Below are 15,534 nucleotides of genomic sequence, written 5' to 3'. Positions count from 1 at the left end.
CTCCCACCCCACGCCCACTCAGCCAGCAAACACCATGCTCGCTTGAACTTCCCTCTCCCATCCCACCTCGAAATATTCAGACATAACTACAGCGAGGCGGCCATGTCGCTCATCCACCCTCAAGCGCGATACAAGCCCTATAAAGATGCAGCAGGCGGTTGGGGGTCGGCGCGCTCTGTCATGACCATACTCTGGCGGGAACAGGCCATTACAACAGCACCCATGGCGCTGGTCAGGCAAAACAAACCCAAAGGCTTCGCCTGCGTCAGCTGTGCCTGGGCCAAGCCAGGCAACCCACACGCGCTGGAGTTCTGCGAGAACGGCGCCAAGGCCACCGCCTGGGAACTTACCCGCCACCGCACCGGCCCGGATTTTTTTGCCACCCATACCCTCTCAGCGCTGCGCACATGGACCGATTACGCCTTGGAGCAGCAAGGCCGGCTGACCCACCCCATGCGCTACGACCCGGCTAGCGACCGTTACCAAGTTACCACCTGGGCAGAGGCGTACCAGCAGATCGGCCAACAGTTGCAAGCCCTGAGCCCGGACGAAACGGTGTTCTATGCCTCGGGCAGGGCATCGCTGGAAGCCTCGTTCATGTACCAGCTGTTCGCCCGCGCCTACGGCACGAACAACCTCCCGGACAGCTCGAACATGTGTCATGAGAGCACGTCGGTCGGACTGCAGGAGAGTATTGGTGTACCCGTCGGCACCGTCACGCTGGAAGATTTTGAACACACCGACTGCATTTTCTTCTTCGGCCAGAACGTAGGCAGCAACAGCCCGCGAATGCTTCACCCGCTGCAGGAAGCGCGCAAGCGCAATGTGCCCATCATCACCTTCAATCCACTGCGCGAGCGAGGGCTTGAGCGCTTCGTCAACCCTCAATCCCCCAGTGAAATGCTGGGGCCTGAATCGACTGTGATCAGTACCCAGTATCATCAGGTCAAGGTAGGGGGCGACCTGGCAGCAGTGATGGGGATCATCAAGGCCCTGCTTGCGATGGAACAACAGGCAAGTGACGAGGGCAAGCCGGCTGTGCTCGACCATGCGTTCATCCAGGCACACACCGATGGGTTGAACGCGCTGCGAGAAGAAGTTCAGCACCATGAGTGGGCGACCCTGGAGCGTCAGTCCGGCCTCGGGCGTGCTGCGATGGAAGCTGCAGCTACCGTCTATGCCCGTAGCAGCAAGGTCATGATCATCTACGGGATGGGCATGACCCAGCACCGACGCGGTGTCGACAACGTGCAGATGCTGGTCAACCTGCTGCTATTGCGCGGCAACATCGGCAAGCCCGGCGCAGGCATCTGTCCCGTGCGCGGGCACTCCAATGTGCAAGGCCAGCGCACGGTCGGTATCACGGAGGACCCGGCCAAGGTTCCGGGTCAAAAACTGCAAGCACTGTTTGGCGTGCAGGTTCCACCGAACAAGGGCATGGCCACGGTGGACTGCTGCCAAGCGCTCGTCGAGGGCAAGGTCAAGGCTTTCATCGGCCTGGGTGGCAACTTCCTGCGGGCGATTCCCGACACCCAGTGCATGGAGGCGGCCTGGCAGACGCTTACGCTGAACGTCCAGGTGGCGACCAAGCTTAATCGCACGCATCTGTTCCCGGGGCGACATGGCTGGTTGTTGCCCTGTCTTGGGCACATAGAAGCTGATCGTCAGGAGGGTGTAGAGCAGGTCTATACCACCGAGGACAGTACCGGCTGCATCCGCGCCTGGCAGGGCCGCAATGAGCCAGCCAGTGAACACCTCCGCTCCGAAGTGGCGATTATTGCCGGGTTGGCCGAAGCGACCCTGGATCAGCGAACGACTGTCGACTGGGATGCTTGGCGCCACGACTATGCATTGATCCGCGAAGCGATCAGCCAGGTCTACCCCGAGATATTTCACAACATGGAAACACGCATGTGGGAGCACGGCGGTTTCCATAGGCCCCTGCCGGCGGCTAAACGGGAGTGGCAGACCCCGTCTGGCAAAGCCCAGTTCGTGGCGCCCCAGGGGCTTGATGAGGACAACGACTTGCAGCCCGCTGTCTCGGCGCATGATGTGCTGCAATTGATGACGCTGCGCAGCAATGACCAGTTCAACACCACTGTCTATGGCTACGACGACCGTTTTCGTGGGGTAAAAGGCACCCGTAGCGTCGTGTTCCTCAATCGCAGCGATGTGGTTCGGTTGGGTTTGGCTGCAGGCGACTGGGTGCTGCTACGCACTGCTGTCGAGCCCCAGGTCGTGCGAGAAGTCGGTCCTTTGCAGATCATCGCCTATGACATTCCCGAAGGCTGTGCGGGCGCCTATTACCCTGAGTGCAATCCGCTGATCCCGCTGTGGCACCACGCTGAACGCAGCAAGGTGCCTGCCGCCAAGTGCGTGCCGGTGACGCTGCACAAGGTCGATCCCCGTGCAAGCGACCTCAGCAAGGCAGTGCCTGCGCACGATCAGATCAATTGAGCGTGAGGGGTGCTGGACCATGCAGAATCGTGAAGGCTGTGTGCTGGTAACCATCCCATTGTTCGTCTCGAGACGACAGGAGCGTAGTAATGAATAAGCTGCCCGATGCCCCCGCCTTGGTAGTGCCATTACCTTTTGAGCCTGGGTTTGAACAGATTCCCGAAGATGAAGCACAGACCAGCCAGGCGTTGCAGGATACGCTGCGCGAAATCATTGAGACCACCTTCAAGGACAATGGCCATGCCAACCGCAGCGTTCATGCAAAAGCACATGGATTGTTGCGCGGCACACTGAAAGTGGCGCCAGGGTTGCCGGCGCAGCTCGCTCAGGGGGCGTTCGCCACACCGGGTGAGTTCGATGCTTACCTGCGGTTTTCCACCAACCCGGGTGACATCCTCGATGACAAGGTTTCCACCCCACGGGGGCTGGCGCTCAAGATCGTTGGCGTACAAGGCCCGCGGTTGCCAGGCAGTGAAGGGCAAGTCACGCAGGACTTTGTCATGCAAAATGCCAAAGCCTTCACCGCGCCAGACCCCAAGGCGTTTCTCAAGACGTTGAAGTTGCTTGCCAAAACCACTGACAAAGCGCCGGGTACGAAAAAGGTAGTGTCGGCCGTGCTGCGCGGTGCAGAAAAAGTGGTCGAAGCGTTTGGCGGTGAGAGCGGCACGCTCAAAAGCCTTGGTGGGCACCCTCAAACCCACATTCTTGGCGAAAGCTTCAGCACCGTCGTACCTGTACTCTATGGCCCTTACTACGCAAAGCTTGCGGTAGTGCCCGTGTCGGCGGCCTTGACTGCGCTGACCGATCAGGTTGTTGACCTCAAAGACGATCCAGACGGGCTACGTCACGCCATGGAAGCGTTTTTTGCAAGCGAGGGCGGCGTCTGGGAGCTTCAGGTCCAGTTGGCCACCGACCTTGATCAAATGCCGATCGAAGATGCATCCAGTCAGTGGCCCGAGACGCTCAGCCCCTATGTGACCGTGGCCACGTTGGAGGTCAAGCCTCAAGCGGCATGGAGTGAAGAGAATGTGCGCCGTATCGACGACGGCATGGCGTTCAGCCCCTGGCACGGTCTGGCGGCGCACAGGCCCTTGGGTGGCGTGATGCGGGTGCGCAAGCCGGCCTATGAAATGTCGGCCAATTTTCGTGGGCAGCACAATGGGTGCCCAATCCATGAGCCCGGTCCTAAAGGGCCGAGCCTGTAAGTCGAGGAGAGTACGCCATGCAACCAGAAACCGCGGGCACTGAAGAGAAAGGCCCAAGCGATGTGCCTTATATCAACGATCCGTTAAAACCGACTTCCCCTGCGCTCAATGACGCGGATGCCACGGAGGCGGCGGAGGCTGAGATGGACATCGAGGACGACGGCGAATCGCTCTAGGTTCGCTGGCGCCGTCGCCCGAGCAGCGGCGGCGCCAGGTATGAAGTCTGAGTCTACCGGTCGTTTGAATAAACCTTCCACGTGGTAAAGCCATCACCGCCTGATTTTTAGTGTTGTGGTTTGACTTGGCGCCGGCTTCGCCGGCTCCATGGCACGCTTGTGAGCCATGGACGGCAACCGAGCGCCAAGCGGCTTCTACTTGGCAGCCAGCGTTCCTGCGGCCTGCGCCTGTTCAAGCTGGCGCTTGCGGCCAATGACCAGCACCATGACCCCAGCCAGCGTGCACAACGCCGCCAGTGGCATCAGTGCCAGTGCGTAGCTGCCGGTGGCGTCATGGATGGCGCCGTACACGTTGACCATCAAGCCACCCCCGATCAGGTTGGCCATGGCGCCAACCGCAGCCAGCCCAGCTGCTGCAGTGGAGGAGGACAACCAGCCCGACACCAATGCCCAGAACGGGCCTTTCATGGAGTAGGCCCCCACCAGCACCATGGTCAGCATCACCACCGTGGCCGGCAGTGACGAGGTGAACAGGGTCATCAGCAGGCCGGCCGCAATCAGCAACATGGTCATTGCGGTGTGCCAGCGACGTTCACCGGTGCGGTCGGAACTGCGGCCCCAGATGACCATCAGGATCGAGGCAACGCCATAAGGAATCGCGTTCACCAGCCCGATTTCCATGGAGCTCAGGCCGAAGGTCTTGAGCAGTTGTGGCGCCCAGACGCTCATGGTGCTGCCAGCCGCCGAGGCGCCCGAGTAAATCAGCGCGAGCACCCAGATGTCCTTGTGGCGCAGCAGTTTCCACAGCGAGATATGACCGATGGTGGTTTTCTGTGCTCGTTCCTCGGCCAACCGCCCGGTGAGCCAGCCGCGTTGATCGTCATTCAGCCATTTGGCCTGCTCAGGCCGATCGGTCAGTACGAACAGGCAGGCGATCCCCAGCAGCACCGCCGGGATGCCTTCGAGGATGAACAGCCAATGCCACCCACGCATGCCCAACCAGCCGTCCAGGCTCAACAGCAGCCCTGAAATCGGCGAGCCGATGAAGTTGGCGGCGGGAATCGCGACCATGAATAGCGCCACCATGCGCGCGCGATACGCCGACGGCAGCCAGTAGGTGAGGTACAGCAGCACCCCTGGGAAGAACCCGGCCTCGGCAGCGCCCAGCAAAAAGCGCATCACATACAGTGAGTTGGCCCCTTGCACGAAGGCGGTACCGGCGGAGATCAGCCCCCAGGTGATCATGATGCGCGCGATCCAGATGCGCGCACCGTAACGCTGCATGGCCAGGTTGCTGGGGACTTCCACCAGGAAGTAGGCGAAGAAGAACAAGCTGCTGGCGAAACCGAAGACCTTGGCTGACAACTCCAGGTCCTGGTTCATCTGCAACGATGCCATGCCGATGTTGCCGCGATCGATGATCGCGATCAGGTAGCAGATGATCAGAAAGGGCAGTAGACGCCAGGCAACACGGCGCATGGTGGCGCGTTCGAGCTCGCTGGGCGGGGTTGAGGCTGCTTTCATGGTGCTCTCCAATTGTTTTTTTTCTGGAGTTACGCAGGGGTCTGTGCGGCCGGACAAGCCGGCGCAAGGGCAATCAGTTATCGATCAGGTGACGGTTCACCACACAGCGCGGGTCCAGCGCCTTGCCGTCCCAGGCATCGAGGATTTGCTGCAGGGCAACCAGGCCTACGCGGTCCCGGGCTTCGCTGGTGTTGGCCCCGATGTGAGGTGTGGCGACCAGGGTTGGCAGGCCCCACAGCGGGCTGTCGGCCGGAGGCGGTTCGGGGTGGAAAGTGTCCAGGCCGGCACCCCCGATGCGCCGCTCGCTCAACGCAAGCACCAAGGCCTCGGTATCGACCAGCTCGCCACGTGCGGTGTTGATCAAGATGGCACCTGAACGCATGCGCTCAAGCTGCTGGGCGCCGATGAGGTTGCGATTGGTGTCTGTGAGGGGGCAATGCAGGCTGATGATATCGCTATCGGCCAGCAAACGATCGAAATCCTCTTCGCGCTCGAGGTGATCACGCACGGGTAACTGCTGCAAGTAAGGGTCGTAAACCTTGACCTTCATGCGCAGCGGCGCCACCAGGTCCATCAGGATCGCGCCGATCGAGCCAAGGCCGACCAGGCCCAGTGTCTTGCCCGCCAACTCCATGCCGTTGGCAGTGGCCTTGTCCCAGTGGCCTTCGCGCATGCGCGCATCGAGCAAGGCGGTTTGGCGCGCAACGCTGAACATCAACGCAAAGGCGTGCTCGGCCACTGACTGGGCGTTGGCCCCAACGGCGACGGAGACAGGAATACCCCGGTCGGCGGCGGCCTGGATGTCGATGGTGTTGTAGCCGACCCCATGCTTGGCGACCACCTTCAACGCGTTGGATGCGTCGATCATCGCGCGGGTCAGGCTGCCTTGTCGCACGATGATGGCATCGGGTTGCTCTGCGCGGATGATCGCTTCGAGCTCATGCTCGGACAGATAGGGCGTGGTGGGGATGACGCGGATGGCGTGTTGATCGGCCAGGCGCATCGCGTCGTCGGCCAGCGCCGGACCTGTCAGCAGAAGGGTACGGGACATCGTCGATACCTTGTTTTTGTTGAAGACGGTAGGACTGCACTGAGTGCTTTCACCAATAACCTATCATAATGAAATGGCGTTGCAACAATAGATTTTTAGTCAGCCACATTGCCGAATAACTGAGATTTCAAACCCTTGAAATCTGTTTAATGGAATGCCATTCTGAAATGGCGTTCTGATTCGACGTTGAGCGCGCCCAATAAATCCAAGAAGAGGTAGGTCACATGAGCATTGGTTTCCAGGTGCTTGAGCGCACGCGAAAAATCGGTGATGAGTGGGTATCGCGCTACCGCGAGGTGCCGGTCGCCAACGTCAGCGACTCGATGAATCGCATGACGGCGGGTGGTGCGCGTTTGCGCCCCATGCACCGGGAAGGTGTGCTGTGCGGCGCGGCTCTGACGGTCAAGGCCCGTCCTGGTGACAACCTGATGCTGCACTACGCCATCGACAGCGCCGAGCCAGGTGATGTGATCGTGGTCGATGCCGGCGGCGACCTGACCAATGCTCTGATCGGCGAGATGATGGTGGCGTACGCCGTGAAGCGCGGTGTAGCGGGCATCGTCATCCATGGTGCAATCCGCGATGCTGGCAGCATCAAGGCCGGTGACTTCCCCCTGTTCGCTGCCGGTGTTTCCCATCGCGGCCCTTACAAGGACGGGCCGGGTGAGATCAACGTGCCCATCGCCATCGATGGCATGGTGATCGAACCCGGGGACCTGATCATCGGTGACGATGACGGCTTGCTGTGCGTACCCTATGCCCATGTCGCAGAGGTCTACCAACGCGCCACGGCCAAGCACGCTGCCGAAACGGCGCAAATGCAACATATCGCTCAAGGTACCAATGACCGCACCTGGGTCCTGGAGTCCTTGAAAAAGAAAGGCTGCCTGCTGCCAGGCTGAGGATCGACCCGCACGTGGTCCGAGCAAGATCCTTCAATGGCGGCTGCTTCTCACCTGAGGACTCGCTCACTTGTCTGACCTGACGCCGCCCCCTCGTACCCGTTGGCCTTCTGCTGTACGCGCATTGGGCCACCATCATTTCCAGGTTTATTTTGCCGGCCAAGGCGTTTCGACCTTGGGCAAGTGGGTTCAGCAAGTCGCGCTGTCCTGGTTGGCCTATCACCTGACCGGGTCAGCTGTATTGCTGGGCCTGATCACCTTTCTTTTTCTCGCCCCGCAGTTGATCGTCGGTCCGTTCGCAGGCGCCTGGATCGATCGCCACGACAAGCGTCGACTGCTGATCGTGGTCCAGTCGATGCTGGTGGCGCAATCGGCCGCGCTTGCGCTAGTGACCTGGGCTGGTTGGGTAGATGGCCCCTTCATTGCCGCAATGGCACTGCTGCTGGGCTTGCTCAATGCCGTCGAAACACCCCTGCGTCAGGCCCTGATCGGCTCTTTCGTGGAAGATCCAGCTGACCTGCCCAACGCGCTGGTCCTCAACGCGATGCTTATCAACGCCGCCCGCTTCGTGGGCCCGCCACTGGCCGGCGGGCTGATAGCCGTGGCGGGGGAGGCGGCTTGCTTCGCCTTGACCGCCGTCGCCTTCACCGCGCTGCTGGCAGGGTTGCTGAAGGTGCAAGCCACAGCCAGCCCTCGGGCGACAGGTTCCACTGCCCAGGTCTTTCGTGAGGGCCTCGCTTATCTATGGCGGGAACAGGGCGTCAGGCAACTGCTGTTCAATGTCATCATGGTCAACCTCCTGGCGTCCTGCTATGCAGCGCTTCTGCCGATCCTGGCCAAGCGCGTGTACGCCGGTGACGCACGGGTGCTGGGCTGGCTCTGGGGCGCGGCAGGCGCTGGCGCGTTCGTGGCCACGTTAGTGCTGGCGGTGGGCGGAGCCTTGCCTCGCCTTCGGCAGTTCATCGAAGTGGGCGCAGGGCTTTGCGCCCTGGCACTGCTGGGTGTGTGCTGGGCAGGGCAGTGGCAGCTGGCATTGCTGGCGCTTCTGGTGCTGGGGTTCGGCATCACGCTGAGCAACGTGAGCACCAACATGCAGTTGCAGAGCCAAGCGCCGGGCCATCTGCGCGGACGTGTCATTGCGTTCTACATCGCCATGCGCTTCGGGTTCGAGGCGTTGGGTGGCATGGCCGCCGGGCTGCTGGCTGCTCGTGTGGGCGCCCCGGCCACCTTGGGTGCAGCCGGGGCAGTGTTGCTGTTGGGTGTCGCGGGGACTTGTGCATGGCGCAACCGTCGGGCTGCATGAGCGCGCCGGTCCGACCTGCTGGTGGCAGGCCAGCCCGGATGGGAAGACAGTCATAACCCGAGCATGTTGTAGTGCACGTAGTACATGATCCACAGCGACAACCCCACCAACAGCGTGATGATCACCACCGTGAACACCAGCGCGATCAAGTTCCAACGCTGCTCTCGCGCTGTGGTCAGGTGCAGGAAAAACACCATGTGCACCACGATCTGGACCAGGGCGCACACCAGCACGGTCATGAAGGTCAGGTGACGCGGCAGGCTGGGGTACATGGCCAGCCCGAAGGGCAGCAGGGTGAGCAGGGCTGCCAGCACGAACCCTGTGTTATACGAACGGTGGCTGCTCTGGCTAGCGCCGGCACTGCTAGGTACATGGCTTTGACGACTCATCAGATCACCCCGAACAGATAAACGACGGTAAACACACAGACCCACACGATGTCCAGGAAATGCCAGAACAGGCTCAGGCAGCTCAAGCGCGTAGCATTGACACAGGTCAGGCCGCGCTGGTGAACCTGCATCATCAACAGGGCCATCCAGATCAGCCCCACCAGCACGTGCAGGCCGTGAGTGCCCACCAACGTGAAGAACGCCGTCAGAAACGCACTGCGTTGGGGGCCTGCGCCCTCGCTGATCAGATGATGGAATTCATTGATCTCCATGGCGATGAAGCCCAGGCCGAGCAGGAACGTGACGCCCAGCCAGCGCAGCACCCAGCGCTTGTCCTGGCGGTGGTTGGCGAGCATCGCATAGCCGTAGGTGATGCTGCTCAAGAGCAACAGGAACGTCTCCACCAGCACATAAGGCAGTTCGAAGATGTCCGCCGCGCTGGGCCCACCTGCCACAGACTGTCCCAGCACCGCATAGGTAGCAAACAGGGTGGCGAACAGAATGCAGTCGGTCATCAGGTAGACCCAGAAGCCGAACAGGCTCAGGGAGCCTGCGTCTTCGTGGCCATGCTCTTGCTCGCGGGCCGTTTCGTTGTGCACGACATGGGACATGATTCAGGCCTCCGCCAACCGTTGGCGACGCTCGGTTTCCATCCGTTCGACCGCTTCGGCCGGGATGCAGTAGTCGGTATTGGGGTCGTAACTGCGCACGATCAGGGTGGCGATGACTGCCAGTGAACTGGCGATGACCAACCACCAGATGTGCCAGATCAACGCAAAGCCCAGCACCGTGGACAGAACGCCTAGCCCCAGGCCCAGGCTGGTGTTGCGAGGCATGTGGATCTTGCGAAAATCCATCTCGGCCAGGGTTTTCACGCCTTTCTCCTTCATGCCCCAGTACGCGTCGATGCCGCCCACGACAGGTTGCTCGGCGAAGTTGTAGAACGGGGGCGGCGAAGCGGTCGCCCATTCCAGCGTGCGCCCGTCCCAGGGGTCGCCCGTCGTGTCGCGGTTCTCATGACGTTTGCGGATACTCACCACCAGTTGCATGACCTGACAGGCCACGCCACACAGGATGATCAATACACCGACCATTTCCAGCAGCAGGAAGGGCCGCCACTCGGGTACGTCGAAGTGATTCAGGCGCCGGGTCATGCCCATGAACCCCAGGAAATAGGACGGCATGAAGGCAAAGTAAAATCCAGCCAACCAGCACCAGAAGGCAGCACGCCCCAGTGGGTCATGGAGTTTGAAGCCGAAGGCCTTGGGGAACCAGTACGTCAGGCCGCAGAGGTAGCCGAAGACCGCGCCGCCGATGATCACGTTGTGGAAATGGGCAATCAGGAACAGGCTGTTATGCAACAGGAAGTCCGCACCGGGCACCGCCAGCAGGACCCCGGTCATGCCCCCGATGCTGAAGGTGACGATGAAGCCAACCGTCCACAGCATCGGCGTCTCGAAACGCACCCGACCCCGGTACATGGTGAACAGCCAGGTGAAGATCTTCACCCCGGTGGGGACGGCGATGATCATGGTCATGATGCCGAAGAACGCGTTCACGTTGGGTCCTGCGCCCATGGTGAAGAAATGGTGCACCCAAACGATGAAGGACAGCACCGTAATGACGATGGTCGCCCACACCAGGGAGTAGTAGCCGAACAGCTTCTTGCGCGAGAACGTCGAGGCCACCTCCGAGAAGATACCGAACGCTGGGAGTATGAGGATGTACACCTCGGGGTGGCCCCAAGCCCAGATGAGGTTCACGTACATCATGGGGTTGCCGCCCAGTTCATTGGTGAAGAAGTGCATGCCCAAATAGCGGTCCAGCGTGAGCATGAACAAGGTGGCGGTGAGGATGGGAAAGGCAGCCAGGATCAGGATCGAGGTGCACAACACTGTCCAGGTGAACACCGGCATGCGAAACAGCGTCATGCCGGTGGTACGCATCTTCAGAATGGTGACGAAGAAGTTCAGCCCGGTGAGCAGGGTGCCTACCCCGGAAATCTGCAACGCCCAGATGTAGTAGTCCACTCCCACCCCGGGGCTGTATCCGATACCGGACAACGGGGGGTAGGCCACCCAGCCGGTGCGTGCGAACTCGCCAATGCCCAGGGAAAGGTTCACCAGCACGGCGCCGGAAACAAACAGCCAGAAGCTGACGGCATTCAAAAATGGATAGGCCACGTCGCGGGCGCCGATCTGCAAAGGTACCACCACGTTCATCAGCCCGACCACGAACGGCATGGCCATGAAGAAGATCATGATCACCCCATGGGCGGTGAAGATCTGGTCGTAGTGCTCAGGCGGCAGGTAGCCAGGCGAGCCGTCCGAGGCCATGGCCTGCTGGGTGCGCATCATTAACGCGTCGGCGAACCCGCGCAGCAGCATCACCAGGGCGACGACGATGTACATCACGCCGATGCGCTTGTGGTCCACGCTAGTGAACCACTCCTGCCACAGGTATTTCCATTTGCCCATGTAGGTGATGGCCCCTACGACCGCCAGGCCCAGCAGCCCGACGACGGCCAGCGTGTACATGATGATCGGCTCGTGGAGGGGGATGGCGTCCCAGGTCAGTTTTCCGAACATGCGCTTACTCCTTGCTGCCTTGGGGGCTCTGGCCCTGGGAATCGCTGAGGCGGCGTTCGACCTCCCGGGAGCGGTTGACGCCCTGGTACTTGTCGATCAACGACTGGAACAGGTGCGGGTCGACCTTGCCGTAATGTTCTACCGGGTGGGCAATACTGGGCTTGGCCAGCTGCGTGTAGGCAGCCCCATCGAGCTGGCGCCCGGCGGCGCGGGTGCGTTCGACCCAGTCATCGAAGCCCGCCGGGTCGAGGGCCAGCGCCTTGAAGTGCATGTCGGAGAACCCCGGGCCGTTGTAGTTGGCGGCGATCCCGGTGTAGTCGCCTGCGTGGTTGGCGATCAGGTGCAGCCGTGTCTGCATCCCGGCCATGGCGTAGATCTGGCCGCCCAGGGCCGGAATGAAGAACGAAGTGATGGCGCCGTCGGAAGTCACCCTAAAGTCAACGGGCGTGTCTACAGGCATCGCCATTTCGTTGACCGAAGCAATGCCGAGTTCGGGATAGACGAACAGCCACTTCCAGTCCATGGCGATGACCTGGACCTTGAGCGCAGGGGTGTCGGATGCCAGCGGCCGGTACGGGTCCAGCGCATGGGTCGAACGCCAGGTGACAACCCCCAGCACGATGATGATGGCCAGCGGCACGCCCCATACCACCGCTTCGATCAGCCGCGAGTGGCTCCAGTCGGGGGTATAGCGGGCCTTTTCGTTCGAGGCTCGATAGCGCACCGAAAACACCAGCGCCATGATCATCACCGGTACCACTACGATCAGCATGAGCAAGGTGGCGAGGATGATCAGGTTGCGCTGCTCGAGCCCCACCTGCCCCTTGGGGTTGAATAACACCATGTCGCAGCCCGAGAGCTGGAGTGCTACGGTGCCCAGCGCCATCATCCAGAGCAGTCGCCTTGCCGTTTTCGGTTCCCTGGCCATGTGAGCATCCCGTATGTGTTGTCAGATGTTTCGGCTATCACATCTGAGAGGAACCCAATGCTCCCAAGGTTGTTTGCAATGCGCGATTGGTCGACGAATGGCAGCCCAGGTCAGGGAACTTATGCCCATGGGTGGCTGGCAGTTGGCGCGCCACCTGGGCAGGGCACTGAACCTTGCGCGCAGGGGGGCAGTCACAGCGCCATTGACCAGACGATTGGAGCGCCATGATGGCCAGCGACGCAACCGCCTCACTCAAACGCGTGATTACCCTGCCGTTGCTGGTGTTCTTCATCCTCGGGGACGTATTGGGCGCCGGGGTATACGCACTGGCAGGCGCCATCGCCGACCGGGCCGGTGGCGCCATCTGGGCGCCTCTGGCCCTGGCACTGTTCTTCGCCCTGTTGACTGCGGCGTCCTACGCCGAGCTTGTCAGCAAATACCCCCGGGCTGGCGGTGCGGCGGTGTTCGCACGGCGGGCGTTCGGCTCGCCGTTGCTGGCTTTTTTGGTGGGGTTCGCCATGTTGGCGGCAGGCATCACCAGTGCCGCAGGGTTGGCGCTGGCGTTTGCTGGGGAATATCTGCGCGTGTTTATCGACTGGCCTTCGGCGGTGCTGGCGCCCCTGTTTCTAGTATTGATGGCAATGCTCAACGCCCGGGGTATCAAGGAGTCGCTCAGTGCCAACCTGGTCATGACCCTGATCGAACTCAGCGGCTTGGTGCTGGTGATCGTCGCTGTGGCGGTGTTGAGCGGCCAAGGGCAGGCCGAGCCTACCCGTTTGCTGGATTTCGGCGAACAGGGCCCGGCTACTGCGGTACTGGGCGGCGCTTTGCTGGCATTTTATTCGTACGTGGGGTTCGAGACGTCCGCCAACCTGGCCGAGGAAATCAAGGACGTACGCCGGACGTACCCACGCGCGCTGTTCGGGGCCTTGCTGGTGGCCGGCCTGGTTTACCTGGCAGTCGGCGCCGGCGCCGCGTTGGTCATGCCAGTGCAGGCACTGATCGACGCCAAGACGCCCTTGATGGACATCGTGCACAACGCTGACCTGGGGCTGCCCCACGGTGTATTCGCCATCATCGCTTTGGTGGCGGTGGCCAACGGCGCCATGTTGACCATGATCATGGCCAGCCGCCTTGCCTGGGGCATGGCCCGCGATGGCATGCTGCCGCGCGTTCTGGGCCAAGTGCTACCCAACCGCGGCACACCCGGTTATGCGATAGCCGCGACCACGCTGCTGGCCATCCTGCTGACCTTTACTGGCTCGCTGGAAGTGCTGGCCGAAACCGTCGTGCTGTTGCTGTTGTTCGTATTTTTGAGCACGAACGTGGCGGTGTTGGTGCTCAAGAAGGAAAAGGTCGATGCCGAGCATTTCTCGGTTCATCCGGTGGTCCCTGTGTTGGGTATCCTGTCGTGCCTGCTGGTGCTGAGTCAGCAACCTTTCGAGAACTGGCTGAGGGCAGGGGCATTGCTGGGTTTGGGGGCGGTGTTGCACTGGCTGGCGGGCAAGGGCATTGGTCGGACCATTAGCGAGGGTGATGCGGGACAGTGACGGGGGCAAGCGATCATGTGCGAGCTTTGAATGTCCCATACTTCACTAGCCAACCGCGCCCCTGCGCAGACTTGCGCTGCTACTCATCAGGAACCGTTCAATGGCCAAAGAGATTGAAAACCCTTGCGTGTCGAGCTGCAAGCTCAAGCATGAAGTGTGTACCGGCTGCGGGCGCAGCAAGGAGGAGATACGCGGCTGGCGAAACATGAAGCGTTCCGAGAAGAAGGCGACGGTCGAGAAAGCGGCTGCGCGCTTGAAGAAGATCAAAAAGAAGGGCAAGGGGTGAGTGGTGTGCAGGGTTTGTTGACAGCCCGGAACGGTTGGTAGGCGCAATTTATCGGCGTGCGGCCTGTGCATGGGCATCAATCACCTTGGTCCTTGCCGCATGGCTCCAGGATGTCCAGCTGGCGTTCTAACTGACACGAGCGGCCAACATCCCCTCGACCTGGGGAGCGACATCGAGGTCGAACATGGAAATGAAGCTGTCCATCAACGGTGATTCGTTGTGGGTGCTCCAGCTCATGTACAGGCCGATGGCCGGGTTGGGGGAGGCGGTCACGGGGTGGATACGGCGGAACACGACCCTGTCGCGCATGATCGAGTTGGCAATCGACTCAGGCACCAAAGCAACGCCGAAACCGCAGGCCACCAAGCCTATCAAGGTATGGATCTGCGCGGCCTCCTGCACCACCTTGGGGTAAAAACCGGCGGCTTCACACAAGGCGGTCAGCTGGCTGTGATAGCCGGTGCCCAGCGCTTCGGGGGTGAAGACGAAGTCTTCCCCGGCGAAGTCCCTCAAGTCGATCTGACCTTCCTTTGCCTTCGGGTGATGGGCGGGCAGGGCCATCACGATCTCTTCGTCCAGTAACAGGCGCGACTCGACGTTTTCCGCCGAGATCGGCAATGCCGTTACTGTGAGTTTGCCAGCAATGCCCTCGGACACCTGGGGTGCGTGTTCGATGCCCAGCTCAAGCGCCTTCAACGTGCTGTAGGCCGCACTCAGGAATGCACTGCCGGCGGGGGTCAGTTTGACCCCGCGCTTATTGCGCGTGAACAGACTGAACCCCAGTTTGTCTTGCAGCCGATGGATGGCTTGGCTCAACGGGGGCTGGGCCCTGTGCAGGCGAATAGCGGCCTTGTGAAAGTGCAGCTCTTCAGCCACGGCGATGAATTGGCGCAGCAGGCGGGTTTCGATCACTTCTTCTGTTCCTTCATCTGAATTGATCTGAGGACGGGGGTGCGGCAAGGTTACCGGTTAACAGGCCCCCGACTAAATACTAAACAAAAAGTAGAGCTAAGTTAATCATTGGATCCAATACCCGCAAGCGGTCTCGAACAGGTCCGAGTTCGGTGGCGTGGCTTACGAAAGGGCCTCAGAAGAGTAATCATCAAGAAATTATTCGGATTTACCAGCAACTTGATAGGCACCAGGTATCAACCTGCGCTGCCGTTAGTATTAAA

Annotated in this window: 14 protein-coding genes; 7 read left to right on the top strand and 7 right to left on the bottom strand. The window is 61.0% G+C overall.

The genetic code is table 11. The features are described 5' to 3' along the window. The first annotated feature begins 102 nt into the window (after nt 1-102). The 3 genes from FH041_RS07800 (at nt 103) to FH041_RS22710 (ending at nt 3,838) form a co-directional block, all read left to right on the top strand. Nucleotides 103-2,457 (top strand): FdhF/YdeP family oxidoreductase, encoded by a 2,355-nt coding sequence (locus FH041_RS07800; RefSeq protein WP_140174377.1) that lies wholly within the window; start codon nt 103-105, stop codon nt 2,455-2,457. Between the two features lie 89 nt (nt 2,458-2,546). After that, nucleotides 2,547-3,662 carry a catalase family protein gene (locus FH041_RS07795; protein WP_140174376.1) on the top strand — a complete coding sequence of 372 codons (1,116 nt, stop codon included), beginning with the start codon at nt 2,547-2,549 and terminating at the stop codon, nt 3,660-3,662. 17 nt (nt 3,663-3,679) lie between these two features. After that, nucleotides 3,680-3,838: a hypothetical protein gene (locus tag FH041_RS22710; protein ID WP_165919269.1), complete on the top strand. Its 159-nt coding sequence runs from the start codon at nt 3,680-3,682 to the stop codon at nt 3,836-3,838. Nucleotides 3,839-4,033: 195 nt separating this feature from the next. Here the strand turns inward: FH041_RS22710 and FH041_RS07790 are convergent, their stop codons facing one another. Both FH041_RS07790 and FH041_RS07785 read right to left on the bottom strand, forming a co-directional pair. Further along, complete coding sequence (locus FH041_RS07790; protein WP_023533529.1) at nt 4,034-5,362, bottom strand: MFS transporter; 1,329 nt, start codon at nt 5,360-5,362, stop codon at nt 4,034-4,036. Between the two features lie 73 nt (nt 5,363-5,435). After that, nucleotides 5,436-6,413, bottom strand: a complete 978-nt coding sequence (locus FH041_RS07785) for a hydroxyacid dehydrogenase (protein WP_049696108.1) — start codon at nt 6,411-6,413, stop codon at nt 5,436-5,438. A gap of 224 nt (nt 6,414-6,637) precedes the next feature. Here FH041_RS07785 and FH041_RS07780 point away from each other — a divergent pair, with 224 nt between their 5' ends. Further along, nucleotides 6,638-7,315 carry an RraA family protein gene (locus FH041_RS07780; protein ID WP_027915508.1) on the top strand — a complete coding sequence of 226 codons (678 nt, stop codon included), beginning with the start codon at nt 6,638-6,640 and terminating at the stop codon, nt 7,313-7,315. Between the two features lie 70 nt (nt 7,316-7,385). Beyond that, entirely contained in the window at nt 7,386-8,618 is a 1,233-nt protein-coding gene (locus FH041_RS07775) for an MFS transporter (RefSeq protein WP_027915509.1), read from the top strand. Nucleotides 8,619-8,668: 50 nt separating this feature from the next. Here the strand turns inward: FH041_RS07775 and cyoD are convergent, their stop codons facing one another. The 4 genes from cyoD to cyoA are packed head-to-tail and all read right to left on the bottom strand — an operon-like array spanning nt 8,669 to nt 12,523. After that, entirely contained in the window at nt 8,669-9,007 is a 339-nt protein-coding gene (gene cyoD / locus FH041_RS07770) for a cytochrome o ubiquinol oxidase subunit IV (protein WP_027915510.1), read from the bottom strand. Further along, the gene (gene cyoC / locus FH041_RS07765; RefSeq protein ID WP_027915511.1) at nt 9,007-9,618 is read right to left on the bottom strand and encodes a cytochrome o ubiquinol oxidase subunit III; all 612 of its coding nucleotides are present in this window, start codon (nt 9,616-9,618) and stop codon (nt 9,007-9,009) included. Before cyoC ends, cyoD begins: the two co-directional genes overlap by 1 nt. Nucleotides 9,619-9,621: 3 nt before the next feature. Then, nucleotides 9,622-11,595: a cytochrome o ubiquinol oxidase subunit I gene (gene cyoB / locus FH041_RS07760; RefSeq protein WP_027915512.1), complete on the bottom strand. Its 1,974-nt coding sequence runs from the start codon at nt 11,593-11,595 to the stop codon at nt 9,622-9,624. A 4-nt stretch (nt 11,596-11,599) separates the two neighbouring features. Beyond that, complete coding sequence (gene cyoA / locus FH041_RS07755) at nt 11,600-12,523, bottom strand: ubiquinol oxidase subunit II (protein ID WP_080992867.1); 924 nt, start codon at nt 12,521-12,523, stop codon at nt 11,600-11,602. Nucleotides 12,524-12,750: 227 nt separating this feature from the next. On the opposite strand from cyoA, the gene FH041_RS07750 reads away from it, so the two are divergent. Together FH041_RS07750 and FH041_RS07745 are read left to right on the top strand one after the other, a co-directional pair. Further along, entirely contained in the window at nt 12,751-14,073 is a 1,323-nt protein-coding gene (locus tag FH041_RS07750; protein ID WP_110607474.1) for an APC family permease, read from the top strand. Nucleotides 14,074-14,173: 100 nt separating this feature from the next. Beyond that, a complete protein-coding gene (locus tag FH041_RS07745) occupies nt 14,174-14,359 on the top strand; it encodes a DUF1289 domain-containing protein (protein WP_023533540.1) in 186 nt (61 codons plus the stop codon). 126 nt (nt 14,360-14,485) lie between these two features. On the opposite strand, the gene FH041_RS07740 is transcribed toward FH041_RS07745, so the two are convergent. Then, entirely contained in the window at nt 14,486-15,271 is a 786-nt protein-coding gene (locus FH041_RS07740; protein WP_140174375.1) for a LysR family transcriptional regulator, read from the bottom strand. Nucleotides 15,272-15,534: the final 263 nt, after the last annotated feature.

The organism is Pseudomonas sp. SWI7, from assembly GCF_006351945.1.
GTDB classification, from domain to species: Bacteria; Pseudomonadota; Gammaproteobacteria; order Pseudomonadales; family Pseudomonadaceae; genus Aquipseudomonas; species Aquipseudomonas fulva.
This window is presented reverse-complemented; position numbering and strand designations above follow the sequence as displayed.

Bases quoted from the DNA above. Each gene is read 5' to 3' on its own strand.
- cyoC (WP_027915511.1), bottom strand. From the start codon at position 9,618: ATGTCCCATGTCGTGCACAACGAAACGGCCCGCGAGCAAGAGCATGGC.
- FH041_RS07795 (WP_140174376.1), top strand. From the start codon at position 2,547: ATGAATAAGCTGCCCGATGCCCCCGCCTTGGTAGTGCCATTACCTTTT.
- FH041_RS07800 (WP_140174377.1), top strand. From the start codon at position 103: ATGTCGCTCATCCACCCTCAAGCGCGATACAAGCCCTATAAAGATGCA.
- FH041_RS07745 (WP_023533540.1), top strand. From the start codon at position 14,174: ATGGCCAAAGAGATTGAAAACCCTTGCGTGTCGAGCTGCAAGCTCAAG.
- cyoA (WP_080992867.1), bottom strand. From the start codon at position 12,523: ATGGCCAGGGAACCGAAAACGGCAAGGCGACTGCTCTGGATGATGGCG.
- cyoD (WP_027915510.1), bottom strand. From the start codon at position 9,007: ATGAGTCGTCAAAGCCATGTACCTAGCAGTGCCGGCGCTAGCCAGAGC.
- FH041_RS07785 (WP_049696108.1), bottom strand. From the start codon at position 6,413: ATGTCCCGTACCCTTCTGCTGACAGGTCCGGCGCTGGCCGACGACGCG.
- FH041_RS22710 (WP_165919269.1), top strand. From the start codon at position 3,680: ATGCAACCAGAAACCGCGGGCACTGAAGAGAAAGGCCCAAGCGATGTG.
- FH041_RS07750 (WP_110607474.1), top strand. From the start codon at position 12,751: ATGGCCAGCGACGCAACCGCCTCACTCAAACGCGTGATTACCCTGCCG.
- cyoB (WP_027915512.1), bottom strand. From the start codon at position 11,595: ATGTTCGGAAAACTGACCTGGGACGCCATCCCCCTCCACGAGCCGATC.
- FH041_RS07790 (WP_023533529.1), bottom strand. From the start codon at position 5,362: ATGAAAGCAGCCTCAACCCCGCCCAGCGAGCTCGAACGCGCCACCATG.
- FH041_RS07780 (WP_027915508.1), top strand. From the start codon at position 6,638: ATGAGCATTGGTTTCCAGGTGCTTGAGCGCACGCGAAAAATCGGTGAT.